Origin of the sequence: Psychrosphaera sp. B3R10 (assembly GCF_018861025.1) — a bacterium.
In the GTDB taxonomy this organism is placed as follows: domain Bacteria; phylum Pseudomonadota; class Gammaproteobacteria; order Enterobacterales; family Alteromonadaceae; genus Psychrosphaera; species Psychrosphaera algicola.
Genome location: NZ_JAHKQH010000001.1, coordinates 101,766 through 125,651, shown reverse-complemented (window position 1 = coordinate 125,651; position 23,886 = coordinate 101,766). Strand labels below are relative to the sequence as shown.

The following is a 23,886-nucleotide window of genomic DNA, read 5'->3' as shown; positions in this document are numbered from 1 at the left end:
AGATTTATATCTCGAAGTGAACGGCAGGGACGCCGTTGCAAGGGATGGTTGTATATGGACATACTTTCATCCCGTCTTCGACGATAATATAAATATCAAATAAGGATTAGGGATTTGGCCGAAAGCGGCTCTTTTGGTTACTTTTCTAGCTGTTGAGAAAAGTGACTCGCCTTTAGGCGAAAAGCCGCCTGCAAGGCACAAGTACCACGTCAGTATGGTCGACGCAGTCGAAATAGCCGCCCGCAGGGCAAAGAAAGGCGCAGCCTGCAATGCGAATTATGAACTTCCTCTGCACTTGGTTGGAGGTTCCAAATATCGCTAATGCTCTTTTGGAATGACGTTTTTTGTTCTGAAATTTTGAGCCAATTTAGGGCGAATTATGACATTCCTCTGACCTCACTGGTTCTGCTATGGCTCGTCACGAAACGCTTCTGGATCTAAGTGGTGTTTGTTGAGCAGTTTGTAAAATTCAGTGCGATTACGTTTTGAAAGTTTAGCCGCTTGTGACACATTTCCCGACGTCGCTTTTAATACTGAAGTGAGATAGTCACGTTCAAATTGCTCACGGGCTTCTTGAAATGATGGATGTCCATTAGGGGCTTCGCGCAATGCATTTCGCACTAGTGTTTCACTGATCACCGATTCTGTCGATAACGCAACACATTGCTCTATCACATTTTGCAACTGACGTATGTTGCCCGGCCATGGGGCACAAATTAATAACTCCAATGCTTCTTGGCTAAAGCCATTGACGGTTATATTTGCTTTGTCTGATATACGGTTCAAAAAGAAATTCGCTAATAATGGGATATCCTCACGACGTTCGCATAGAGGCGGAAGAGTGAGTTCGACAACATTGAGACGGTAGTACAAGTCTTCTCGAAATTGTTGCTCCTTTATACCTTGTTGCAAATTTTTGTGGGTTGCGGAAATGAGCCTGACATCCACTTTGATTGTTTCGGTACTGCCAACGGGTCGGATTTCTTTTTCTTGAATGGCCCGCAACAGTTTGACCTGAAAATTTAGAGGCATATCGCCGATTTCATCTAAAAATAAGGTCCCACCATTACTGGACTCAAACAATCCTGTGTGGTGTTTGTCGGCTCCCGTAAATGCGCCTTTTCTGTGACCAAATAACTCAGACTCTAATAAGTTTTCTGGTACTGCCGCGCAATTGATCGCAGTAAAAGGTCGGTCTCGGCGTTCGCTGGCATGGTGAATCGCTTGAGCTAACAACTCTTTACCTGTACCACTTTGACCTTGTATTAAAATACTAAAATCACTTTGGGCCACTTGATACGTTTGTTGCAATAAGGTTTCCATGGTGGCACTGCGCGATATAATGTTTTGTCGCCATTGATGACTTTCGTCGCCAGGGGAGTCAATGGCAAGGGCAGGTCGTAGTCGCAATGCTTGTTTTACAGTATCGAGCAATTCTTGGCTTTCAAAGGGCTTAGTTAGAAAACTAAACACACCTTGTTTAGTGGCGTTAATTGCATCTGGAATTGTGCCGTGGGCAGTCATAATGATGACTGGCAAGTTGGGTGATTGTAGACGAATCCGTTCGAACAATGCCATTCCATCCATGCCTTCCATACGCAAATCGCTAATTACAAGCTGAGGATTAAAGCCGTTTAATGCACCTAGGGCTTCTTTAGCAGATGCCGCCGACTTCACAAGGTAGTTCGCAGCAGTTAACCGTATGGTTAATAATCGTAATAAACTGGGATCATCATCGACAATTAAAACTCGGTCTTGTGGACTCGTATCGGTTGTATCACTCATGGTTTATTGCCCGTTAATGTTGATGGAATTTTCGATTTGCTTCAATTGTGCAATCTGACTTTGCAATAATAGGTTTTCAGTTTTAAGAGAGTCTATTGCAGCCTTTTGTTTTTTAAGCTGTTTATTTACCTTCATCTGTTTTTTTTGTGCTACAGCTAATGCTTGATCAAGCGAAATTTGTGTTTGTAATTGACGAGCCAGCAAATCTAAAAGTAACTGCTCTTGCTCGGTTAACGATACAGTTCGTTTTTTGTAATCTGCCAAAGCCTGTTTTGGATTATAAAAATCTTTTTTAGGTAAGCTTTGAATTAACATTAACTTTAATTTTGCCTGCTGTTGCTCCTTACCTAGCCTTAAATTCTGCTGGTACTCTGAGGTAATTTGCTCATTTGTTAATTTATTTAGCCAAAGGTAATAATCTACCAAGTTGTCGTTTTTAATTGTTTTTGTCGTGTGTGGGCGTTCGCTTTTAAAGTCGCTAAGTAAATGACAACCCACAATGAATTGACTCACTACAAACAACATTGCGAGATGCGATAGCCATGTTTTAGATTTATTCATTATTTCCTACTTTCCATTTGCCGCTGACTGACCTGCCTAGTTAATGGCAATTGAATAACAAATTGGGTGAAACTTGGGGATGCAGTATCGCTATTAATAGTGATATTGCCATTTAATCTCATTAGTAACTCTTTCACTATCGTTAAACCTAAACCGCTACTTTTTATTGGGCTATTATGTTTTGTCGGGCCTTGGTAGAAAGCGGTGAATACGTCATCAAATGCAGTCGTCGGGATCCCAGGGCCTTGGTCTGTCATACTGAAGACAAGTCTATCTTCTTCGTTCGAGGCTTTGATTTTAATCACTCCGTTAGAAGGCGAAAACTTAATTGCGTTGGATAGCAGGTTATCGACCACCACATTTAGTTGTTTGCTGTTACATTGCAAAGCGACGCTATTTATTTGGGTTTGAACAGTCAGTTTTTTGCGATTAATGTCCAGTCGCCTCAATTCAAGGCACTCTTCAACGAGCTTGTTAATATCGACAAACTGGGTGTCCTGTAAACTGGTGGAATCTAGTACAATGTTAAAATCCAACAAGTCTTCAATTAACATCTGTAGGCGTGACACGCTGAGTCGAATGATATCGGTGATCTCTTGTTGGGCTTGATTAAGCTCACCCACGCTATTGTCGTAAATGAGCTCTGTACCTTCTCGGATCGCCGCCAGCGGTGTTTTAAGTTCGTGTGAAATATGGCGAATAAAACTCGACTTTTGTAACTCCAATTCATGCAACCGACATCGCATTAATTCTAAAGCTTCAGCAATTTCAACCATCTCCGTTGAGCCCCGCAGGGTAATTGGTTGTTTAAAATTACCCTGTTCTAATCTTTTTATCTGCGACTGCAACCTTTTTAAAGGCTGAATGATAAGAGTAATAAAAATGACGGCGATGATTAAAGTGATTGGGATCGTATACAAACTCAAAAACATCGTTTGTTCTATGCGAGCTGCCGAACGCATCATTTTGTGGGCTTGGTTATTTACTAACTGATTAGATCGCAAAGCGAGTTGCTGATTTAACTTGGCCAAAGTACGGAACTCAACCTGAACATCCTCAAGTTGAAGTAAAGCGTGTGGTTTGGCGAGGAGGTCTCTAATTTTTTTTAGTTGCCACAAATAGGATTGGATCACTTTAATAAGCGCCTTGTCTTTATAACTATTGAAACTAGAACTCAGTGTGGACTCTAGTAATTGGCATTGTTGTTTAAAGCTGTCTAGTAAATCGTCGTCTTTTAATACTGCATATTGCCCAGCAAATCGCTCTAGCCTAGATTGCACATGGCTGACCTTTCGATTTCGTTCAACTAATTCGGCCACATTAAAAATTGCTGAGGTGCCTTGCTGAGACAAGTTATTCACTTGTTTGGCACTATATAAGAACGCAAACACTAAAGGTAAAGCAACTAAGCTAAAACCAAGTAAAGTGAGCGTTTTAATTGAAATGTTAATGTTGGATATGCGCTGCAACCATTTATGCATTTATCTGTTCATCTCGCTTTATTACCTATTAATTCCCATAACGATTTAACCTTGTTTTAACGTCATAAACAATCGTGTCTTCGAATGGCGACAGTCAAATTTCAGTCTTAGTGTTAACTTAAGTTATTGGTTTTATTAATAATGTTTTTTGATTATCGCAGTTTAGAGTAAAAAATCTATTTTTAATAATTATTACTGTTGCTATTTGGCGACAGGTAAAGCGGAGTGGTTGGGAAATAATTTATTAAAAACAATAACTTACACGTTGGCACGTCTGGTGCAATATACCAATCGTAAGTAGATTTACTACTGCATAAACTTTTAATAATAAGGAATTTACAATGTTGAAATTAAATAAAGTAACTTTAGTAGAAATTTTTGCTGTATTCACTGCTTTTGCTGCTGCGACGGCAACCGCAAGTGACCTTGAGTCTGCAGTAGAAAAAGACCAAGGTGATTTAATTAGTCAATATGATACTGACGGTGATGGTCAATTAAGTAAATCGGAAGCATCAGCTAGTAACATCAGCGAACTTATCTCTAACTTTGATTCTCTTGATGCAAACAAAGACGGTCAATTAAGTGCGGAAGAATTAGCCGCTCTTTAATACGCTTAAGCGATGATACATCGCCAAACGGGTTAATTGTGATTGATCCATATTTGAGAAAGCCAGCTGACAAAAAGTCTAAAGCTGGCTTTTTTGTATGTGTGCTTTTGGGCAAATCCAAATAAGCTTATAAAACTGGATAACACACGTGTTTTTAGGAAGGATTAACCTTGCTTTGGCAAAGTAACACTGAACTTGGCACCGCCGAGTTCGTCATCATTACCAATTGTTAAAGTGCCGTTATGCCAATGTAAAATACGTTGGACTATTGCCAAGCCGATGCCATAACCTTTGTGTTCGGCTTTGCCTCTAACAAAAGGTTTGATGATCTGTTCGCGTTGGGATTCCTCAATTCCTGCACCGTCATCACTGACAACAATTAACACTTGTTCTGCACTATCTTCGATGGTTATCGTTACCTTTTTTTGGCAATGTTGTGTGGCATTCTTAATAAGGTTTTTAAGCAACATAGACAAGTATTTGTTGTCGGCATAAACCGTTATATCGTTGTTGTGCGGATGTTTTAAGAAAAATTGAATTTGTGGGTTATGTTGATTGTTTATGATCTGTTCTAAGACGGGTGTTAGCTTTATTGTTGCTTTATCAACAGTAACTAAGCTTTGATCGAGACGGGCATAATTAAGTAAAATCTCGACCAATTCAATCATTTCATCAACGTTGTCACTGATCCGCTGCTCAAACTTTTTACGAAGTTCAGGATCGTCTTCTTCCTGCAGCGTATCCATGCCAAAACGTATGGTGGCTAAAGGGGTTCGTAAGTCATGTGATACGGCACTGCTTAATAATTTCACATCACCAACTAGGTCGCTTATGCGCTGGGCCATGTGGTTAAACTCGATTTCTAAATCTCGAATGTATGAAATCGAGCCTACGTTTACACGCTGTTCTAACTTCCCTTGGCCAAATGCTTTTGCCATCTGCCTTAATGCCAAAAGGCGGTTAATCAGTGGGTAAAGCCAAAGCAACATGAGTAGCAATAAACATAAATAAAATAAGCCAGTAAAAACATAACGATTTAACGACGTTGGCGTTTGTTGGTTCATCAAAGGGCTAGTGAGCACTAATAATTGCTGATTGTTGGTTAGGTAATAATAAATGGCGATGTCGTCTTCACTTGCAAGGGTGAGAGGTTCACCCGCAATAAGTTGTTGCCTGAGCTTTTTAGGTAAAGACAAACTGTGAATTGGCATGAGTGACAGCTTATAGTTACCTGTGTCTGGCCATTGTGAAATTAATGACACTAATGCTTGTTGCGAATGCTGACCGTTTATTAGCATGGATTGCAGATCAGAACCAAATTGTTCAATGGCGGTAATACTGCTCACTGGTGTTTTTGTATCGTCTTGTACATATTGATTATATAAGTAGTCGAATAACCAACCTAGGCTCACCGTAGCAACAAAAACCGACGTGATTAATGAGACAATTAATATCCGCATTACCAAGCGTCCTTAACAAATAAGTAACCTTTACCCCAAACGGTTTTTATCCGAAATGGATTACTGGCGTCATCAAGTAACTTTTTCCGCAATTTGGAAATACGTATATCGATGGAACGGTCAAACCCGTCGTAATCAAAACCTCGCAACTCGGTGACTAATCGCTCTCTGCTGATCACTTCCCCAGCATGTTTTGCTAAAACCCACAGCAATTCGAATTCTTTTGAAGACACTTTTAGAATTTGCCCGCCTAGGCTTACGACTTGCGTTGCTTGATTAACAGTCAATGAACCAAATGACAGTTCAGAAGGGGCTTGGTTATCATGTTGAGTTTCTTGGTTTAGGTTTAGATTTTTGAGTTGTTCTTGACGCTTCAATATTAGGTTAATGCGTGTGAGTAATGCCCTTGCTCGGATCGGTTTTACTAAAAAATCATCGGCGCCCATTTCCAGACCAAGTACTTCGTCAACTTCTTCGTCTCTGGCGGTGATCATTATGATCCCGTTACTAAAATGTGGACGTACTTGTTTGCAGACATCCAAACCATCGAGTCCAGGTAACATGCCGTCGAGCAAAACAACATCTGGGTTGATATCGTTAATTAGCTCAACTGCATCATCTCCCCGAGTTGTATGTGTTACATCAAAATGTCGCAATCGCAAATAATCACATATCCACTCCGCAAGCGCTTTGTCATCTTCGACTAACAGTATGTGGGGCTTGAAATTATCTGTCATGCAACATCTCTCGTTTTTGGCTTATTGTCATGGTTGACTCTTATAGTTAGAATATTCGCCACCACATTCGTGGTTGTCCGCGTTTTTGATGTACCCATGTTATTTTGAGTTGCTGCGTTGCGATTTCTGCCGCTTCGTTCTCAATTTTTAGAGTAAATATAATATTTTTGTCATCGGCAAATTCTCGACTAAATTGGCCACTATTTTTCAGTTGCCAGCAGGTCAAAGGTTTGACTTGCTGGGAAGAATATAAACAATAGTTGCCAACTGTTGGAGACGTCCACGTTAAGGTCGCGTCGACATAACACCGTTGACCCTGTGTTAATGCAACGCATTGATCTGGCGTAATGGTTAACGTTTCGTTTGCCGCATTCGCAGGTGACATAGTGAATATGGTCAGTAATAAACTGAGCTTTCCTAATATTAACCTGTTTACAGCATGATTAAATGTGAATTGCATGATTTCGCTTCTCACCTTAAAAAACAAAGGTGAGAAGTAGTCCTGCACGAGAACCTGTTGTCGCATCTTGAATATCCGATCGCTGACTTGGCAATTCGTTATATGATGCAAATCCACCCAAAACCCAATGTTCATTCAGTGCGTATTCTAAACCTAGCTCTGCGGATGTATTAACCCTACTTTGGTCTGTGCTAGCGTCTGGGTAATAAAAATCGGCTACTTCTTCCGATTGATATTGAGCACCGATGCTACCGTAAATATTCCAGTTTTTAACTTGCCAGTAATGTGTGTAGGACAAAGATGCTTCAATACCATCTTCTTTAGGGCCCGATGAACTATAAGGGCTGTAGATGAATTGCAGTTGGCTATTGTCGAAATATCCGGTGGCTCTGATACCTGCTCGCTTACCTTCGTTTCGGTTTTGGATCTCCGCTAAACCTTCAACTTTTTTGGTATTTGTTTGCTTGTAGATATCAAATGACCAATTGTCATTATTGTAGAAATTAATCCCCCAGGCATTACTGGCATATAAACCATGCAGACGACGCGAGTTCAATCCTGGAGACTCAACAAACAGACTTAAAAATTGAATTCTGTAACTAAAGTGAGTATCAAATGAGGCATTACTTTGGTCACCCGACTGGTAAAAGTCATCACCAGAACTGCTGACTGCACTGTAAGCTAAATAGAAACCGTCGCGGTCATTGAAGTTTCTGATCCGGTAATTGATCCCATCATCGTCATGTTCTCCCCAATATTCGTACTTTTCACGACTGTATTTTACAAAAAATGTTTCGCCATCGACTGGATTTGGACCAAGTTCTTCTTTGCCATCTATTGTGTAGTAACTTTTATCTTCACTTATCGTTACCTTTTTATAGCGGCCTCGGCCTTTTTTGTCGTGTAATCGCTCTTGGCTAGCTTTTTCGACTTCAGTTAACTCCGCCTCAATTTCTTTGTCTTTATTGTTTTCGACTTCAGTTAACTCCGTCTTAATTTCTTTGTCTTTATTGCTTTCGTCTTCGGCAAAACTGCCCGCTGAGAACGCTAAAAATGAAGTTAGAACAACCGTATTTAACATTGAGTTTGGAGCCGATTTATTAGTGTTTTCCATAATTTACATACAACTTGTTTTGACTAGATGACAAGGATCTTAATGCACAGCATAGCAAAAAGGCGTATCGGTTTATGTAAAAATTGTATCGAATTGTATTTGCTTGCGGTGGGGTGTTTCTAATTGTAAATAGTACAGATTTTTTGAGGAGTAACAGAACAAAAGATAACGGAGTGGCTGTTAAGAATGTTTGCAACATCGTTCAAATAGGTACTCCTATTTTGAAAATTAGAACTGTCTAAGGCGGTAATAACAAATGAATTTTGTCCGTTATGCGCCTTAATCTAGATTGTTTTTAAGTTTTTTCGTTAACTCGATAAAATGCTCAATTTGCTCTGGTGGTATACCGACAATCATTTTATTAAATACGTGTTTTTCAGAATTTTTGAACATTCTCATAAGTTCTAATGCCTTGGTAGATAAGACTAAAAATTGACTTCGTTTGTCATTTTTATTCTCTTCTTTTGTGATTAATTCTTGATTGACTAACTCTTTAACTAAGCGGTTGATTTGTGCTTTATCACGGCCCATAAAGTCAGCCAATTTTTGGCCAGTACAATCATCAATCATAGAAATCACTTTTAGTGATTTAAAATGCATAGGTGATAAACCAGAGTCCAATTGGTTTAACTCATGTTTGATATTATTACGCACCGAATGTACTAAATTAAAAATAGCTTCACTTAATTCCATAGATCCCCCAAAGCAATACAAATAGTATTTATTAAAAAAAAGTAGTTGATAAGGTCAACCAATTAAAATATAGTAGACCTTGTCAACTATATTTTGTGGAGTGTTGTTATGCAACCCAAATTTAAAAAAATACTTATTATGCTTTCTGTTATGTCGATATTGGTCGGCACTATAACGGCTATTATGACTTTGGCCAACCTTCAACCATCTCAACCCTTTCTAAGTACTTGGGTTAGCTCTTTCATTTTTGCTTTACTGGTAATGTTGCCTATTGGCGCGACAATATTTACGGTCCTAAGTAAATTAATAAACCTATATTTACCAACTTGGTCAGTTGTTCAGAAAAACCTATTACAAGGTGCTTTTATGGCGTTGATAATGGAATCCATCATGGCTGTTGTGACCATAATCAGTGGTCACAATTACGCTTCGCTCACTCAGTTTGTTGGAATGTTTTTTAACAGTTTGGTTTATGCATTACCAGTTGGACTGACATTCTCTTGTTTAATGACATTAGTCATTAAACCTCGTATTGAAAAAATGTTGGCAAACGAAGCAACAGCATAACCTAAAGTATCGGAGGAAATAATTATGGGCCCAAAAATGCGAATGACTGAAGTTTTGTCAGTAAGTCAATTATCACCACATATGAAACGAATTGTGTTAACCGGGGATGCGCTCGCTGACTTTCCTGAAGGGAAAGAAAGCGCTCATGTTAAAGCCATTTTTCCAGATCCCAATTCAGGTACAAATAAACCTAGGCTTGGCATGTATATCGGTTTTAAAAAGTGGATGCGCTCTTACACTATTAGATCGTTTGACAAGGTAAGCCGGTCATTAACTATCGACTTTGCAGTAAATGATCATCAAGGGTTAGCAAGCAATTGGGCCCTTAACGCCAAAGTGGGTGATTTTCTTGGCATCGCTGGTCCCGGAGATATTAAACATGCCGATTTAGCTGCACAGCAACATTTATTTTTTGGCGACATAACCGCTTTGCCAGCAATCGCGGCGACTTTAGAAATGTTACCTAAAAATGCAACAGGACACGCTTATATTCAGGTGCCAGAGCAAGCCGATATTCAACAGTTTTCAGCACCCCCGAGGATAGATATCCACTGGTTAGTAACCGCCAATAAGTTAACTGACGAGTTTTTAACTGGGCTTAAATTATGTGGTAAGAACCTGCGAGAAACGGCAATTTTTATTGCAGCGGAAGCCAGTGTTGTTAAGCAATTAAAAGGGCATTTGAATTCACATTGCCAATACGATAAATCAAAGTTATATGCGAGTGCTTACTGGAATCAGAAACGCTAGCAGGGAGAGGTTGAAACACCTTGCTGTAAAAACAATGAAGGTGAAGCTTTTTTAGTATTTACATCAATGTGTTAAAGTATCAGTAAGCAACAGTAAAGTAGATCAATTACTGCTGCTTACTAAGCTTTTTCTTTTAAGTTGTTAACATGCTTTGTGGTTAGTTTTCTGACACTTGGAATCGTGACATCAGACGTTCAAGTCGTACAGCACTGACGTCAACTGAGCTTGTACTCACTTTTACTTCCGACAATGAAGCTTGCAAAGACGATGTAATATCGGCCACCTGTTTTGCACTTTCAAGCTGTTCGGTGCCTTTTTGGTTTATGTCAGATAATGTCGATAACATGTGAGCCACTGTGCTGCCTAACCCTTGGTCATCGGTTAGTGTTTCTTCAGTTGACAACAGCCCTTGCTCAATACCAGCGACACCATCTTCCATTACCGTAACGGCGTGTTTGGCATTTTCCTGAATGTTGGTTACCAATATACTTATTTCAGCAGTCGCTTCGCCGGTTCTTCTGGCTAAGTTTCTAACTTCATCTGCAACAACCGCAAAACCACGGCCCTGTTCGCCAGCTCGGGCAGCCTCTATAGCCGCATTTAATGCCAGTAAGTTTGTTTGATCGGCGACTTGGCTGATCATGCCAACAACGGACCCAACATTATTTGCATGGTTGTTTAAATCCTGAATTGTAGACGTAGATTGCTCTATAGACCCTCTTATTTCATCAGTTTGGGTCTGCACTGTTTTAAATTGATTTACACTTTGCTCCGCCGCAGACTCAAGTCCTGAGCGAATTTGCACTACTTCCTGTGTGGCATTTTGAATATTGCCCAATTGCATTTCAAGTTGATCTAAGAGTTGTTGCATCTCTTGCAACACTTGATTGGCATTAAGGCTAAATTCATCTTGTTTTTGTATTAATACTGTTTTGGCTTCTTTAACTTCATCTGAGACTTGGATAACCTTACCTACCGTGCTGTCTAAGCTGTCGATAAAACTATTTACCCAACGGCCAAGTTGGCCGGTTTCATCATTAGGTAATACTGAAACTTTCAAACGTTGCTTTAAGTTACCGCCGCCTTCCGCGATCCCTCTTATTACGTCGGTCATTTTTTGCAGTCGTTTAGCGACTTTTGAGGTCCCTAAATTACTAAATATTTTGCCACTGATAACAATCAATCCTAGTGTTGCCAGTCCCGACATTAGCCAACTCATCCCCAGTAGTTCGTGGCAAATAGGTGCAGATGCCGCGACCACTATATTAGAACTAACCTGTAGCTTTAATAGATTTAGGCTTAGTGATCGGCGGCGATAAACCTCTTCCAAATCACCTTCACACATCATGCCCCATGTATCTCTTGAACCGGGTAACGAGAAGGTGAGTCCTTTACCAATAACGGGGATATGGCGGTAGTCAGAATATCCAGGATAAGTGACAAATAAGTTTTGACCATTTTTAATGGTCTCCCTAACACCCGGATGAAGTTGACCAGTAGCTGGGTCGGTAAACCTCAACTCGAGCTCAGTATGGTGTTGAACTCTTACAACGCCCCATTCTGTTTTAACGCCATCTTTTAGGTTGTCACCAAGCGAGAAGGTGCGATCTTCAAAGCGAGAACGAGACAATGCGGTCCCTGTTTTTATCGATGAATCGAACTTAGAGTTCACCATAAACAAGTAGTTATCGCCGGAATCTTGATAAATGTGCCCAGCTTCACGCTGAATTAAATCACCTAGAACATCGTTTGGGACACGGCCGCAAAGGCATATTTTTTGGTTGTTATTTAAGGTTAAAGGCAGGTAAAACATTAAAGTAACGGCATCATGGAACTTAGATGATGTGTTTCCTAGTTTCAAGGTTGTTTGGTCAACGTATGGCCCATGCAGAAAAGGTTCAGAAAAAGCTTCTTTGAGTACTCTTCCCTCTGCGACTCTTACCCCTATTTGGTTAGTATAAGAGGATGAAAGTACCGTACCTTGTTGGTCTATGACAAACAATTCTGACATGTCAGAGGATTGTTTTAATTTTGCATTTAATGCGTCAGATACCTCTTTAGTGGTTAAGTTACGAATTTCATCAGCAATGTTTTGTAGGCTATGCCATTGGTTTTCAGTCCAATCGCGCAGTAATTCTAGACGTGTTGTTGCTATTCCTTCGAAAGTTTTTTCAATAAATCCATAATGCTGATTATTTAGATAACAAGACAACCCAAGTGAAAGTTTGCCATTTTCACCAAACCATGGGAGCCAAGATTGTTCAGAAGGGCTCAAGGCCATTGAAGAGCTACGCACACTATTACTCCGCTGTAATATATTTTGTGAGTAAGACAAAGCAAGATGTTAACCACAGTTGCAGGTTAATGGATTTTGTTTGTTTTAAGGGGAAATTAGAATATTTTATTAAGATTGTAGGTGAAATGTAAGATTAACCCCCTCTTATGCGTTTTTGTAATTAATTATTTCAAACGCAATTGCCCTCTTGTGGGGCTTTTGCACTTTGTTGGTGCTATGTTTGTATGGAATTTGTAGAGTGGTCTACATGAAAAGTGAAGTTAAATAACGACAAAAGTGGAGTTTGATTATATTTAAAATGTAAAAGTCAGATTCAGTGACAAGGCTCTATTTTTAGGTAAATCCACGGCGCAAAATCTGACTTATATGGGGTAAATTATTGCTATAACTTTTTAATCGTTAAATTATCAAAGTAGTAATCAAGCGTTAATGTATTTGCAAATCCCGGGCTGAATACTTTGAATCCAACAATATATTCGCCTACTGGTAATGTTTGTGTTGTAGATAACGTATGCCAAACATCAGCTGACTTTTTATGCCAGAGTTTGTATGTCTCAGCTGCTTCTGGTGTGCTTTCAAGTCGAATTGAAATTTCAATAATGTAGTCACTTCCGGTTGATAAGTTAGTCCCTAAAACGTCGGCACTAAATTGATACTCTCCAGCGCTAGGTACCTCAAATTTCACGCCTTTTAAAATGATATGTTGCTCTGTACCTGCGTCATTAAATGCAAATTTGATGCTACTGTTGCCCCCATTTGCTTGTTCGGTGCTAACTGAAATTTCATTAGAAAGGTCAGTAGTGTAGTTATCCCTAGCATAGCTATACCATTCACTTGTATCGGCTTCTTCACCATTAAAATTACCGCAACTCAATAGGTTATCAGAGTCGGTGCAAACATCGCCTGCAGTGCTGCTATTACCGTTACCACTGCTGCTACTGCCACCACTGCCACCAGTGTTTGTGCCACTAGCGGCAACAATGTTTAACGGTGATATTCCCTTGTTTACACTTTCGCCTTTGTCGTTAGAAAATTTAACGAACAGGAAATAGAAGTTTCCAGCGTCTAGTTCAGAGGTGATCTTAAGGTCAATCAAATCAAACGAGTTGGTGGCTGTTCCCGACTCCGTTCCTACAGAGGTTAGATCAGTCAGTATGAGGTCATTAACAGGAACCCAAGCTGAATTAAGCTCTCTTACGTAAAATGTTATACCGGCGTCACTAACGGTTTGTCCTGACCCAGCGTGATAATTTACCGTAACATCTAAGAGAATATCTACAGGAAGTTCTGTGGTGTATTTGCTGTCATCGTCAAATTCGATGGATTGCGCTAAAAACGTTTCAATGGTTATATCCACAGAATCAGAAACTAAAGTGGCATCTTTACTGTCATCTGCTGTCGCTGTGATTTTAGTGCTGCCAACAGAAAGGTTTGAAACAAGGCCAGCTGCATCGATAGTCGCTACGGTTTCATTACTGCTGCTCCATGTGACAGCTGAGTTATCCGCGTCGCTAGGCGCAGTGGCGACAGTTAACTGGGTTTGTTGAGCAACATAAAATGCTTGTTCATCACCCGAAATTTTGACGTCTGAAACTTTAATAACCTCAAACTCACCGACTTTTACCGTTACTGCAGCAAAAACCGTAGTGTCTAGGTTCGATGTTGCTGTAATGGTTACATCACCAACTGTAAGCCCGCTTACAATGCCCTGCGCATCGACGGTTGCTATTGCGGCATCGCTAGACGACCAAACTAAATCTGGCTTAGCATTTAATGGCGTGAAAACCGGCTCCAGAGAAATATCTGTACCCTGACGTAACTTAATTTCAGTACTGCCTAAGTTTATCGCCACTGGGATTGGATTTGCAGCATCGTCAGTCGAGATGATTGAATTTGCCGTCACATTGTTTATGAATACGGTTTCGCCATTACGCCATTTCACCTGGACTGAACTGACGTTAGAAGCTTTACCTAGACCAAAATGCACGGTATCAATAACACCCGCTGAAAATACTTCGCCAGCTGATCCAACACGTTTTTTATAGGTAATATCTGAATCCAAAGTCACAATAATTTCCGCAGACATAGAATCGACATTTTTTAGTGGACTGTAACCGACATCAACAAGTAAATAGTTATTGTCGTTAATTGATTTGTTTTGCCACAAATACCAATGACCACCTTCTTCGCTACCACTTAACATATCGACAGAACCATCTTTATCGAAGTCAAATGCTTGACCCATGTCGCCATGTCCATTGTCGGTAATATCAAACGCACCGTGCATATGGGTCGTGACAAAACTATTGTCACCTGTGTTCAATAGCAGGAGATCTGAAATACGTTCCTGCAAAAATCCATAGCGGTAAACAAATAGGTCATTCCAACCATCATTGTTGAAATCACCGTGCGTAACGCCCCAGTGATCACCACCTTTTGGTATATTCCAATCTGCGCTAGCATCGACAAACTTGCCGCCTTGATTTAGCAGTAAGTAGTCTTGGCCGTTACGATTGTTTGGTGTCCAGTCATAGCTGACGTCACTTAAATTGGTTAGGGTGAATGATACATTCCAATAAATATCTTGATCACGTACCCATTCTGCTTTCCAGTTGCCGTCCCCTGTATGACCAATATAAAGACCATTTACTGATCGCTCTTCGGCCCAACCAGTCGCGTCGTCTTGGTTAATTGTTAGCGTTTCGTCGGCATTTAGCATTTCGGCGGGCAGCTGATTAGGTTGGAAGCCTTCAGCTTTGACAACATGACGTGTTTTATCTTGGCCTAAAAAGATCGGATAATCACCATTCCATTGACGGTAGGTTAAACCAAGATCGGAAAGTGTGACCGCACCTTGTGCGGTAAAGTCGATTAACGTTGTGCCTTTTTCACCATCATCATGAATATTCAGCTCGCCGTTGGTTGGGTTGAAGTCGATAGACTTTCTGGATAACTGATAATGTGTTTTACCAAAGGCTAAATAAAGATCTAAGTTTCCATCGTTATCCACATCAACATCGGTTATTGCATTAATGCCCCAAACATTGCGAAGTTCCTCCGGTAGAATTGTATTGGTCACATTGGTAAACGTGAAATTACCGTTGCCTTGCCAAATAGATAATGGCGAATACATCACTAGGTCATCTATTTGGTCACCATTTACATCTGTGATCAACACACGTTCAGAATTTTGACTTTCAACACCAGGTACCCGTGCTTGGGTAAACGTACCATCACCCATGTTGCGGTAAAATAGCTGGATTGGACCGTCGTTGTTTGGTGTTTTTGCATTAGCAAGCATCACGTCAAGATCACCGTCTAAGTCAAAATCGACCCATCGAGGCGCTCGTCCGCGTGCTGGCGTATTGATGCCAACTTCTACTGCAACGTTTTCAAATACACCATTGTTGTTTTGCAACAAAGCATATGACGTTGGGCTTGTGCCATTTGCCCCACCTAACGCGACCATTATGTCCAGATCACCATCGTTATCATAATCACCCAATGCGTTACCATGAAAATCTTGAGCTCCTGGAAATAGGCGTTTTATCGTAACCGTATTATCACCATTATTAGTGACGAGTTGTGGGGGGATGTAATTGTGATTGGCGGTTACAAAGTCATAATGCCCGTCATTATTTACATCACCTACGGAAGGTCCGCCATATTTAAATGTATCTTCGGTCTGTAAACCAATCTGTTCAGAGATATCTGTGAAGCTCGCCATTTGTTGTGAAATGTCAGTGACTGTCACTGCATTAATGGTGATGTCTGAAGTTCGGCCAACAAATTTAAATTCTTGTGGACCCGTTTTTGAAAGCTCGACAAGAACTTGCAAGGTATGTGAACCTGCTGCCGGGATGTCGATGTTGTCTATCAGTAATGAGTCGTCCGAAAATAAGCTTAAGCTTGCATAGTTTTGAGCAATATCCAGCTCTAAAGTGACCAGCTTTTGCAGCGATCCATTAAGCTCAACTTGCTGTGAGAAGCCGTTTGTATTCGTAATAACTTTAGGCAGAGAAGTTAAACTTACATCTCCGCCAGTTTCACCGCCGCCAGATTCACCGCCGCCAGTTTCACCACCGCCAGTTTCGCCACCGCCAGTTTCGCCGCCGCCAGTTTCACCACCGCCAGTTTCACCATTATTATCAATTAGTGAAAAATTTGTGATAACCGAAGTATCCATGCCGCTATCTGTAAGTACTTTCTCTATATGAGTAATTGCGGTCTCTGCCGAGACGAGGTTTTTTTCAGGTAGCACAGAAATAAACGCAGTTTCAAATGCCACTTGTTGTAGTGAAAAATCAATTGCAGAGTCTGCGACTAGGTCTTGCTCGATTTCAATACCGTTGTCAGGATTGCCATCGTTATCTAAAGTTTGCAATAAGCGCGCAATATTGACCGCGATGCTGGATTGCGTATCTAGGTCATCGCTCGCGGCTCTAGCAATATCTACTGGGGTAATTACGCTAGAAGCGGGCACTTGTGGAAGCGAGATATTATCAATATAAAATGTAATTTTATCTCCAGGCAGGTATTGAAACTCACCAGAGGAGTTTGTTTTTCCGTTGGTATTTTCTGTTTGATAATCAATGTTGGCGACGGGTGAGTCGATGAAAACGCCAGTTTCGTACTTAATGGGTTGCTCAGTTTTAACGTCATCGTCATCTTTAGCTGAACACGCCGCGATATTTGCGGCTACCGTGAGAATTAGTATTCGCCACAAATATTTATTAAAAGGCTGTTGCCCCATTAATGTTTTCATATTTACCTGCTTATTGTTTCAATTATTTACGTAACTGATTTATTGTTTGTTTTGTGAACTGTAAATTGTTAACAATGGCAAGTCAAATAATAGTCAGTAGAAATAAGCCATAAAATAGAATGCGGTTTAGAGTGGTAATAACTGCTTGGGATTTATTGGATTTGAGTCAACGAAATCGTTTTTATATGGTTAATAGCCGCATAAAATAATTGGTTTGATTTTCGTTAAAACGTTTTTCGTTGGATGTAAATTGTCGTTGTTTTTTTATAGGAAATGGATTACAAACAGGTTTACGTCCATGTTCAAATTGAAATTCTGTATTTAGTATTGGCTTAGTATTTTTTGCCATTTTGGATCGTGGGGTAAGCGCAGTAGAATTGGTTGCAAAAACTCATGCCATACTTTTTGATCTTGAGGGATGAGTACCCTACGTTCAAAGCTTTCATGGGGAATGGTAGATAGGTGAAAATTGTTATCAATTTTTTTGTGTTTAAGTAAATAGTTGTATGTTGAACGACTAATCACACCTAAATCTACCCAACCTTTTTCGACAATTGTTAATACTTGTTGATCACCAATAGTGTCTACTCGGTCCAATTTATCACGTGCAACTAATTCATTTAAATCAACATAATAAAGGCCCGACACGCCGGCGAAGCTTTTTTTGTACAGCGAAGTTATATCCTTAAACTCAAATGGCGATGTTTTTAATGAAACAAAGTCGTCAATATCGTTATAAATAGGCGCAGTCCAAAGGTATTTGGTTTCATGCTTGTCATTAAACCAAAGCGGGTTAACACCAAGTATTGGCCCATCGAGTTGTCCATTTTTTAATTGCTGTTCAAGTCTTTTTCGCGGTATGTAAATAACATTAAATATAGCACCTGGATTTTTCTCCGATAAATACCGAGCAAAATCGTAAAACAATCCCGCTTTTTTTTGAACATCGACAATAAAAGGGGGCTTAGAGTAGTAGGTGTATAGTGAGTTGTATTTTTGTAGTTTTGCCGCGGCGTCAAAGCATAATATTAGTAGTAGGCATGAGGATAGTAGACGTAACACTAAGCGACTTTCCTTTTTTTAGTTTTGCGATTAAGTTCAGTCACGTAGTTCGAAGAACATAAGAAAAAATATTTGAACTCCACTTTGGTACCTACGTCCTTTCAACGACATATTTTGACATTAACAAACTAAGGGGGGGGATGACAAATTCAATTGGTTTTCCTTAAAATGAATTATGGAAAGTAGTTATGCACCAGAATGTTTCAACGCCGAGTTTGTGAGGGGAAGGTGTCGTTGTGGAAACACTTTTTAATCATTAAATACAAAACCACTGTCAGACTCAAACGTCATTGGGTCACCGCTTTTTGGGTGCAAAAATTGCAAAAAACTTGCATGCAACATGAGTCGGTCGGCTTTAAAAAAGGACTGTTCTTTATCATATAAGTCACAACCGATAATAGGATGACCAAAACTAAGGGCGTGCAATCGAAGTTGGTGAGTGCGACCTGTACTCGGTTTGAATCGAACTGTAGTGGTATTATTTGCGGCATTAAAAGTAATCACTTCAAATTGGCTTTTAGCTATTTTTCCGGTGTCATAACATACTTTTTGTAACGGAAAACCTTCGACGTCTTTTGTGATTGGAATAGCAATTTCCCCTTCGAGTTGACTTACCTGGCCATCGAGCACGGCTTCATAGTGTTTAATCACAGTACGTTCACTAAATTGCTTACATAACAATTTGTTGATGTCTTTATTTAAGGCCAACAACATCAAACCTGATGTACCAAAGTCGAGTCGGTGAATAAGTGTCGCGGTTGGGAAATCTTTACAAATCCGATGGTGAACTGAGTCTATGTTCAAAGGGTGTTTTCCCGACAAGCTCAGTAGCTTTGTGGGTTTGTTTATCACGATTAAGTGTTCATCTTCAAACACCACAGCAATCTCTTCTAGGCACTTAGGAACAATAAACGGGTCGGCTTGGGGTTGCATTAATTTTCGCCTTTTTGTGTTTCAAGGTAGGTAAGATAAACCCGCGTATCAAACTCTAGTTGGTGGTAATTGGGTAGCATATGGGTGCAAAGTTTATAAAAAGCTTTGTTGTGTTCAAGCTCTTTTACGTGGGCTAATTCATGTACCGTGATCATATTTAAAAAGGGCTCTGGGGCCAGTTTAAATATGGAGCTGATCCTAATTTCGTTTTTACTTTTTAATTTACTGCCATGGATCCGAGACACGTAAGTGTGGGTGCCAAGTGCATTTTTTACCACGTGTAATTTGTTGTCGTATTGAATTTTATTAATGGGAGCCGATTTTTTGAGAAATTGATTCTTAATCGCCATGACATAGTCACGTAGTTGTTTATCGTTTTTAAACTCATGATTTTGTGGGTAACGAGAAAACAAATATTGCGCAAGTTTGTTGTTATCAATTAGCCGCTCGATCTGATCAATCAAGTTTGGCGAATAACCATTTAAATAGGGAAGTGATGACATAATGTTTTGATTACTAATAACAACAGAAAACCCGATCGTACCGTGTTCTGAGACTTACTGCTAATTAAAAATGAAAGCTTAGAAGCTCAGATTTTAGTTTCTCGTAATGCACAATAACTACTTGCGATGACGCCTTTTAACCGTAATGAATATAGGCATTCTAATATGCGGTAGGAGGACCCATTAGGGATCAAACACTTGATTAAATATGTTGGTGATTAGTTCCACTTTACGGTTATCTCTTGGATTCTTCTTGGAGACCATAAATAGGCTAAAAGGGTAAAAGCACTGACTTGGTTTAATTATCCGCATTAACCCTAAGTTAAGGTCGTGTTGGATAAAACTTTGAGGCAAATAACCGATATAACAACCGGACATGATCATCGCCTTGCGCGTATCAAATTGATATGCCTTAGCTGACAAGTTTAGCTTTTTAAGTTGCGTACGACCTTCAAGGTCTATATCAATGCCAGGATGAACCGCATCTGCGCTGGCTAAGTCTTGTTCGGTAATTTCGTTGTCAGTTTTATTAAAAAATGGATGTTGATGGCTGCAACATAAGTAGATTTTTTCGCTAAACACTTCTTTGTAATTTAATCCTTCAATTTGTTGATAACGCGGCATAAGACCGATGTGAGCTTTGTCTTTGAGTAATGCACGTTCTACGTCTGATATTGAATCGCCATCTAAAACAAGATTAAGGTTGGGTGACAGCTCATGGACTTTTTGAATAACCTCAGCGAGTTTGGTTTGCTTGGCATTATCTAACTGATCTGCACATAAGATCACAAGTTCGCCACTAAGCTCTTGGCTTAACGAATTAACTAACAGTGAAAAACCGTCAAAAGATTCAAACAAATCCATAACGGCTCGGTATATAACTTGGCCATCTTCTGTTAACGAAAACCCACCTCGGCCACGTAAACAAAGGGTTAGTTTCATTCGAGTTTCTAAGTTAGACATATGAATGCTTATTGTCGAACGCGTGATGCCCAAGGTGTTTGCCGCCGCGGCAAACCCATTGTGTTCAACCACAGCGACAAAAATTCTCAATAGCCGCAAATCATATTCTGAAAGTGGTTTTGGGAGGATAGATCTATTTTGCATTAGTTTTACCAACATCAAACTAAAGGTTTAATGTTTTGTATTTAACCTGAGTCAAAAATAATATTCAATAGCTAACATTAGATAAGCGATTCAAATAATCGAACCCGGAGTGACCAATGAATAAGTTAAACGATAACCAACTGCTCAAGCAGTATTCTTATATTAATGGCAGCTGGCACAGCAGTGAAACTGAGTTTGCTGTTGTTAACCCTGCCACCGGTGAGTTGCTCATTAACGTCTCAAATGCGGGGGTTATAGAAACTGAGCTAGCGGTTAAGTCTGCCAAATCAGCACTTAAAGCGTGGTCGAGTAAGTCGGCGGCAGAACGAGCCGTATTATTAAGAAATTGGTTTAACCTGATGATGGAACATCAAGACGATTTGGCTCGAATTTTAACGTTAGAACAGGGCAAACCTTTGGCCGAAGCGAAAGGCGAAATTGCCTACGGCGCCTCTTTTATCGAATGGTTCGCAGAAGAAGGCAAGCGTGTTTATGGCGATACCATTCCTGCGCCGTCGGGTGACAAACGAATCGTTATTATCAAGCAACCCGTTGGTGTTGTGGCCTCTATAACTCCTTGGAATTTCCCTAATGCGATGATTGCCAGAAAAGCCGCCGCTGCACTTGCAGCGGGATGCACTTTTGTTGGGCGTCCTGCAACTCAAACGCCATTATCGGCGTTAGCAATGGCCGAACTTGCAGAACGTGCCGGTATCCCAGGTGGAGTGTTTAATATTGTTGTCGGCGAAGATGCCAAAGGCATGGGGAAAGTGCTCACTGAACATCCAGATGTCGCTAAGTTCACGTTTACAGGGTCTACCGGTGTTGGCAAACAACTCATCGCGCAATGTGCCACGAGCGTTAAAAAAGTATCGATGGAACTCGGTGGTAACGCACCATTTATTGTATTTGACGATGCCGATATCGACGCGGCGGTGCAAGGGGCTTTGGTTTCAAAATACCGCAACGCTGGTCAAACATGTGTGTGTACTAATCGTATCTTTGTTCAAAAAGACATTGCGAAGGTATTTACCGACAAATTTGTCGCAGCTGTCGCGCAATTCAAAATTGGCAATGGCGTAGAAGAGGGGGTTGTAATTGGCCCTATGATCGCTAAAAACGCAGTAGATGATGTCGACAAGTTAGTGCTTGATTCAGTTAAGGCAGGTGCAAAAGTCTTATTGGGCGGCGTGCGCTCACCCGCCGGCGACAATTTCTATCAACCGACCGTGTTGACTCAGGTCACCAATGACATGCCCGTGGCCGCCAATGAAATATTTGGCCCGATAACCCCCATTATTACTTTTGAGACAGAACAAGAGGTCATCGATATGGCCAACGCTACCGAATACGGTCTTGCTTCTTATTTTTATGCCAGAGATATCGGTAGAATTTGGCGGGTGGCAGAAGGTCTTGAATACGGCATGGTCGGTATAAACGAAGGTCTTATTTCTAACGCAGCAGCACCTTTTGGTGGCGTAAAACAATCGGGGAGTGGCCGTGAAGGTTCAAAGTATGGGCTAGATGATTATCTAGAAATTAAATACCTGTGCATGGGTGGCCTGAGTTAATAGACCTGTCATTAATCAATACGAATTAGAGTAAATAAAATGAACAATCAACAATTACAAAATAGAAAGAGCAAGGTCATCGCCCGCGGTCAAGGCAATGTATATCCGGTTTACGTTGAGCGAGCGCTTAACTCCGAAGTATGGGATGTTGAAGGCAAACGTTACATCGACTTTGGAACAGGTATTGCGGTATGTAATACCGGCCATAGTCATCCAAAAGTGATTAACGCGGTAAAAGCGCAGGTCGACAAATTTAGTCATACCTGCGTCATGGTTAATCCTTATGAAGTGGCTGTTGAGCTAGCCGAAAAATTAACAAGTCTAGCGCCCGGTAACAGTGACAAAAAGGCGATATTTGTTTCTACTGGCGCAGAAGCTGTTGAAAATTGCATCAAAATAGCAAGAGCACAAACTAAACGCCGCGGTGTAATTGCGTTTAATGGTGGGTTCCATGGGCGTACGAATATGACCATGGCACTGACTGGTAAAATCACGCCCTACAAAAACCTATTTGGGCCATTTCCCGGTGATATTTTCCATGCACCTTATCCGATGGAGGCGCATGGCGTAACAGTTCAACAGTCTCTCAAAGCCATTGAAAACCTGTTTAAGGTGGACATTGCACCGACTGATGTAGCAGCCATTATTGTTGAACCAGTGCAGGGAGAAGGTGGTTTTTATGCGGCTCCAGCCGAGTTTTTACAGGCCCTTAGAAAGTTATGCGACGACCATGGGATCATGTTAATTGCCGATGAAATTCAAACCGGTTTTGGCCGTACCGGCAAGATGTTCAGCTTTGAACATGCAGGGGTTGAAGCCGACTTAATGACAATGGCAAAGGGTATTGCAGGTGGTTTTCCAATCGCGGCTGTGGTTGGCAAAAGCGACGTGATGGATGCGCCATTGCCAGGTGGTTTAGGTGGTACATATGGTGGTTCACCGGTGGCATGTGCTGCGGCGTTGGCGGTATTAGACATCATTGCCAAAGAGAACCTAGTTGAACGCGCTAATAAAATTGGCGAGGTATTTAACCAAAGGCTAACAGCATTACAACAAGCGCATCCAAAGTTGATTTTAGAAGTGCGAAATCAAGGTGCCATGATTGCAATAGAGCTTGTTGCTAACGGCGATGCAGAGCAACCTAACACAGCGCTCACTCAGGCGATAATCGCCGGTGCCGCAGATGCCGGACTCATACTATTGGCCTGTGGTTTTTACGGCAATGTGATCCGATTTTTGCCTGCATTGACCATAGACGATAACACCCTAGAAGAAGGCTTAAGCAAATTTGAGCAGCTTTTTACTAAGTTGGCATCGTAAGAGTTAACGTTTAGGTATGTGTGAGATGTTTGTGTGTTTTAGACAAAGTTTGTTATAACTGACAATCAGTTATAACAAACTTTATTAACGTGTCCGTTTATCGGGGAGAAGAT

At 40.7% G+C, this 23,886-nt stretch carries 19 protein-coding genes; 5 read left to right on the top strand and 14 right to left on the bottom strand.

Annotated elements, in window-relative coordinates; translation table 11 throughout:
* Positions 1-408 precede the first annotated feature (408 nt).
* From KO525_RS00530 to KO525_RS00520, 3 genes are all read right to left on the bottom strand, one after another.
* On the bottom strand, positions 409-1,785 hold the full coding sequence (locus tag KO525_RS00530; protein WP_215961839.1) for a sigma 54-interacting transcriptional regulator: 1,377 nt from the start codon (positions 1,783-1,785) through the stop codon (positions 409-411).
* A 3-nt stretch (positions 1,786-1,788) separates the two neighbouring features.
* Positions 1,789-2,211, bottom strand: a complete 423-nt coding sequence (locus KO525_RS00525; RefSeq protein ID WP_215961838.1) for a hypothetical protein — start codon at positions 2,209-2,211, stop codon at positions 1,789-1,791.
* A gap of 134 nt (positions 2,212-2,345) precedes the next feature.
* Positions 2,346-3,827, bottom strand: a complete 1,482-nt coding sequence (locus tag KO525_RS00520) for an ATP-binding protein (RefSeq protein ID WP_215961837.1) — start codon at positions 3,825-3,827, stop codon at positions 2,346-2,348.
* A gap of 341 nt (positions 3,828-4,168) precedes the next feature.
* Between KO525_RS00520 and KO525_RS00515 the strand changes: the two genes are divergently transcribed.
* The gene (locus KO525_RS00515) at positions 4,169-4,435 is read left to right on the top strand and encodes a hypothetical protein (protein WP_215961836.1); all 267 of its coding nucleotides are present in this window, start codon (positions 4,169-4,171) and stop codon (positions 4,433-4,435) included.
* A 164-nt stretch (positions 4,436-4,599) separates the two neighbouring features.
* On the opposite strand, the gene KO525_RS00510 is transcribed toward KO525_RS00515, so the two are convergent.
* The 5 genes from KO525_RS00510 to KO525_RS00490 form a co-directional block, all read right to left on the bottom strand.
* Positions 4,600-5,895, bottom strand: coding sequence for an ATP-binding protein (locus KO525_RS00510; protein WP_215961835.1), 1,296 nt, complete (start codon positions 5,893-5,895; stop codon positions 4,600-4,602).
* Positions 5,895-6,632 carry a winged helix-turn-helix domain-containing protein gene (locus KO525_RS00505; protein WP_215961834.1) on the bottom strand — a complete coding sequence of 246 codons (738 nt, stop codon included), beginning with the start codon at positions 6,630-6,632 and terminating at the stop codon, positions 5,895-5,897. The genes KO525_RS00510 and KO525_RS00505 overlap by 1 nt, the downstream gene beginning before the upstream one ends.
* A gap of 46 nt (positions 6,633-6,678) precedes the next feature.
* Positions 6,679-7,092 carry a DUF3019 domain-containing protein gene (locus KO525_RS00500; protein WP_215961833.1) on the bottom strand — a complete coding sequence of 138 codons (414 nt, stop codon included), beginning with the start codon at positions 7,090-7,092 and terminating at the stop codon, positions 6,679-6,681.
* Positions 7,093-7,108: 16 nt separating this feature from the next.
* A complete protein-coding gene (locus KO525_RS00495; protein WP_215961832.1) occupies positions 7,109-8,206 on the bottom strand; it encodes a MipA/OmpV family protein in 1,098 nt (365 codons plus the stop codon).
* Between the two features lie 279 nt (positions 8,207-8,485).
* A complete protein-coding gene (locus KO525_RS00490; RefSeq protein WP_215961831.1) occupies positions 8,486-8,899 on the bottom strand; it encodes a MarR family winged helix-turn-helix transcriptional regulator in 414 nt (137 codons plus the stop codon).
* Between the two features lie 108 nt (positions 8,900-9,007).
* Between KO525_RS00490 and KO525_RS00485 the strand changes: the two genes are divergently transcribed.
* Together KO525_RS00485 and KO525_RS00480 are read left to right on the top strand one after the other, a co-directional pair.
* Positions 9,008-9,466 (top strand): DUF2798 domain-containing protein, encoded by a 459-nt coding sequence (locus KO525_RS00485; protein WP_215961830.1) that lies wholly within the window; start codon positions 9,008-9,010, stop codon positions 9,464-9,466.
* A gap of 24 nt (positions 9,467-9,490) precedes the next feature.
* Positions 9,491-10,216 (top strand): siderophore-interacting protein, encoded by a 726-nt coding sequence (locus tag KO525_RS00480; RefSeq protein WP_215961829.1) that lies wholly within the window; start codon positions 9,491-9,493, stop codon positions 10,214-10,216.
* A 157-nt stretch (positions 10,217-10,373) separates the two neighbouring features.
* Here KO525_RS00480 and KO525_RS19910 read toward each other — a convergent pair whose 3' ends face one another.
* The 6 genes from KO525_RS19910 to KO525_RS00450 form a co-directional block, all read right to left on the bottom strand.
* Positions 10,374-12,512, bottom strand: coding sequence for a methyl-accepting chemotaxis protein (locus KO525_RS19910; protein WP_215961828.1), 2,139 nt, complete (start codon positions 12,510-12,512; stop codon positions 10,374-10,376).
* Between the two features lie 382 nt (positions 12,513-12,894).
* Complete coding sequence (locus KO525_RS00470; protein WP_215961827.1) at positions 12,895-17,277, bottom strand: FG-GAP-like repeat-containing protein; 4,383 nt, start codon at positions 17,275-17,277, stop codon at positions 12,895-12,897.
* Between the two features lie 321 nt (positions 17,278-17,598).
* The gene (locus KO525_RS00465; protein WP_215961826.1) at positions 17,599-18,339 is read right to left on the bottom strand and encodes a transporter substrate-binding domain-containing protein; all 741 of its coding nucleotides are present in this window, start codon (positions 18,337-18,339) and stop codon (positions 17,599-17,601) included.
* A gap of 249 nt (positions 18,340-18,588) precedes the next feature.
* Positions 18,589-19,272 (bottom strand): pseudouridine synthase, encoded by a 684-nt coding sequence (locus KO525_RS00460; RefSeq protein ID WP_215961825.1) that lies wholly within the window; start codon positions 19,270-19,272, stop codon positions 18,589-18,591.
* Positions 19,272-19,775 (bottom strand): YgjP-like metallopeptidase domain-containing protein, encoded by a 504-nt coding sequence (locus KO525_RS00455; RefSeq protein ID WP_215961824.1) that lies wholly within the window; start codon positions 19,773-19,775, stop codon positions 19,272-19,274. The genes KO525_RS00460 and KO525_RS00455 overlap by 1 nt, the downstream gene beginning before the upstream one ends.
* A gap of 183 nt (positions 19,776-19,958) precedes the next feature.
* Entirely contained in the window at positions 19,959-20,882 is a 924-nt protein-coding gene (locus tag KO525_RS00450) for a LysR family transcriptional regulator (protein WP_215961823.1), read from the bottom strand.
* Positions 20,883-20,998: 116 nt separating this feature from the next.
* Between KO525_RS00450 and KO525_RS00445 the strand changes: the two genes are divergently transcribed.
* Positions 20,999-22,453 carry an NAD-dependent succinate-semialdehyde dehydrogenase gene (locus tag KO525_RS00445; protein ID WP_215961822.1) on the top strand — a complete coding sequence of 485 codons (1,455 nt, stop codon included), beginning with the start codon at positions 20,999-21,001 and terminating at the stop codon, positions 22,451-22,453.
* A gap of 39 nt (positions 22,454-22,492) precedes the next feature.
* Positions 22,493-23,773 carry a 4-aminobutyrate--2-oxoglutarate transaminase gene (gene gabT / locus KO525_RS00440; protein WP_215961821.1) on the top strand — a complete coding sequence of 427 codons (1,281 nt, stop codon included), beginning with the start codon at positions 22,493-22,495 and terminating at the stop codon, positions 23,771-23,773.
* Positions 23,774-23,886 lie beyond the last annotated feature (113 nt).

Bases quoted from the DNA above. Each gene is read 5' to 3' on its own strand.
- KO525_RS00530 (WP_215961839.1), bottom strand. From the start codon at position 1,785: ATGAGTGATACAACCGATACGAGTCCACAAGACCGAGTTTTAATTGTC.
- KO525_RS00520 (WP_215961837.1), bottom strand. From the start codon at position 3,827: ATGCATAAATGGTTGCAGCGCATATCCAACATTAACATTTCAATTAAA.
- KO525_RS00515 (WP_215961836.1), top strand. From the start codon at position 4,169: ATGTTGAAATTAAATAAAGTAACTTTAGTAGAAATTTTTGCTGTATTC.
- KO525_RS00510 (WP_215961835.1), bottom strand. From the start codon at position 5,895: ATGCGGATATTAATTGTCTCATTAATCACGTCGGTTTTTGTTGCTACG.
- KO525_RS00505 (WP_215961834.1), bottom strand. From the start codon at position 6,632: ATGACAGATAATTTCAAGCCCCACATACTGTTAGTCGAAGATGACAAA.
- KO525_RS00500 (WP_215961833.1), bottom strand. From the start codon at position 7,092: ATGCAATTCACATTTAATCATGCTGTAAACAGGTTAATATTAGGAAAG.
- KO525_RS00495 (WP_215961832.1), bottom strand. From the start codon at position 8,206: ATGGAAAACACTAATAAATCGGCTCCAAACTCAATGTTAAATACGGTT.
- KO525_RS00490 (WP_215961831.1), bottom strand. From the start codon at position 8,899: ATGGAATTAAGTGAAGCTATTTTTAATTTAGTACATTCGGTGCGTAAT.
- KO525_RS00485 (WP_215961830.1), top strand. From the start codon at position 9,008: ATGCAACCCAAATTTAAAAAAATACTTATTATGCTTTCTGTTATGTCG.
- KO525_RS00480 (WP_215961829.1), top strand. From the start codon at position 9,491: ATGGGCCCAAAAATGCGAATGACTGAAGTTTTGTCAGTAAGTCAATTA.
- KO525_RS00470 (WP_215961827.1), bottom strand. From the start codon at position 17,277: ATGAAAACATTAATGGGGCAACAGCCTTTTAATAAATATTTGTGGCGA.
- KO525_RS00460 (WP_215961825.1), bottom strand. From the start codon at position 19,272: ATGCAACCCCAAGCCGACCCGTTTATTGTTCCTAAGTGCCTAGAAGAG.
- KO525_RS00455 (WP_215961824.1), bottom strand. From the start codon at position 19,775: ATGTCATCACTTCCCTATTTAAATGGTTATTCGCCAAACTTGATTGAT.
- KO525_RS00450 (WP_215961823.1), bottom strand. From the start codon at position 20,882: ATGCAAAATAGATCTATCCTCCCAAAACCACTTTCAGAATATGATTTG.
- KO525_RS00445 (WP_215961822.1), top strand. From the start codon at position 20,999: ATGAATAAGTTAAACGATAACCAACTGCTCAAGCAGTATTCTTATATT.
- gabT (WP_215961821.1), top strand. From the start codon at position 22,493: ATGAACAATCAACAATTACAAAATAGAAAGAGCAAGGTCATCGCCCGC.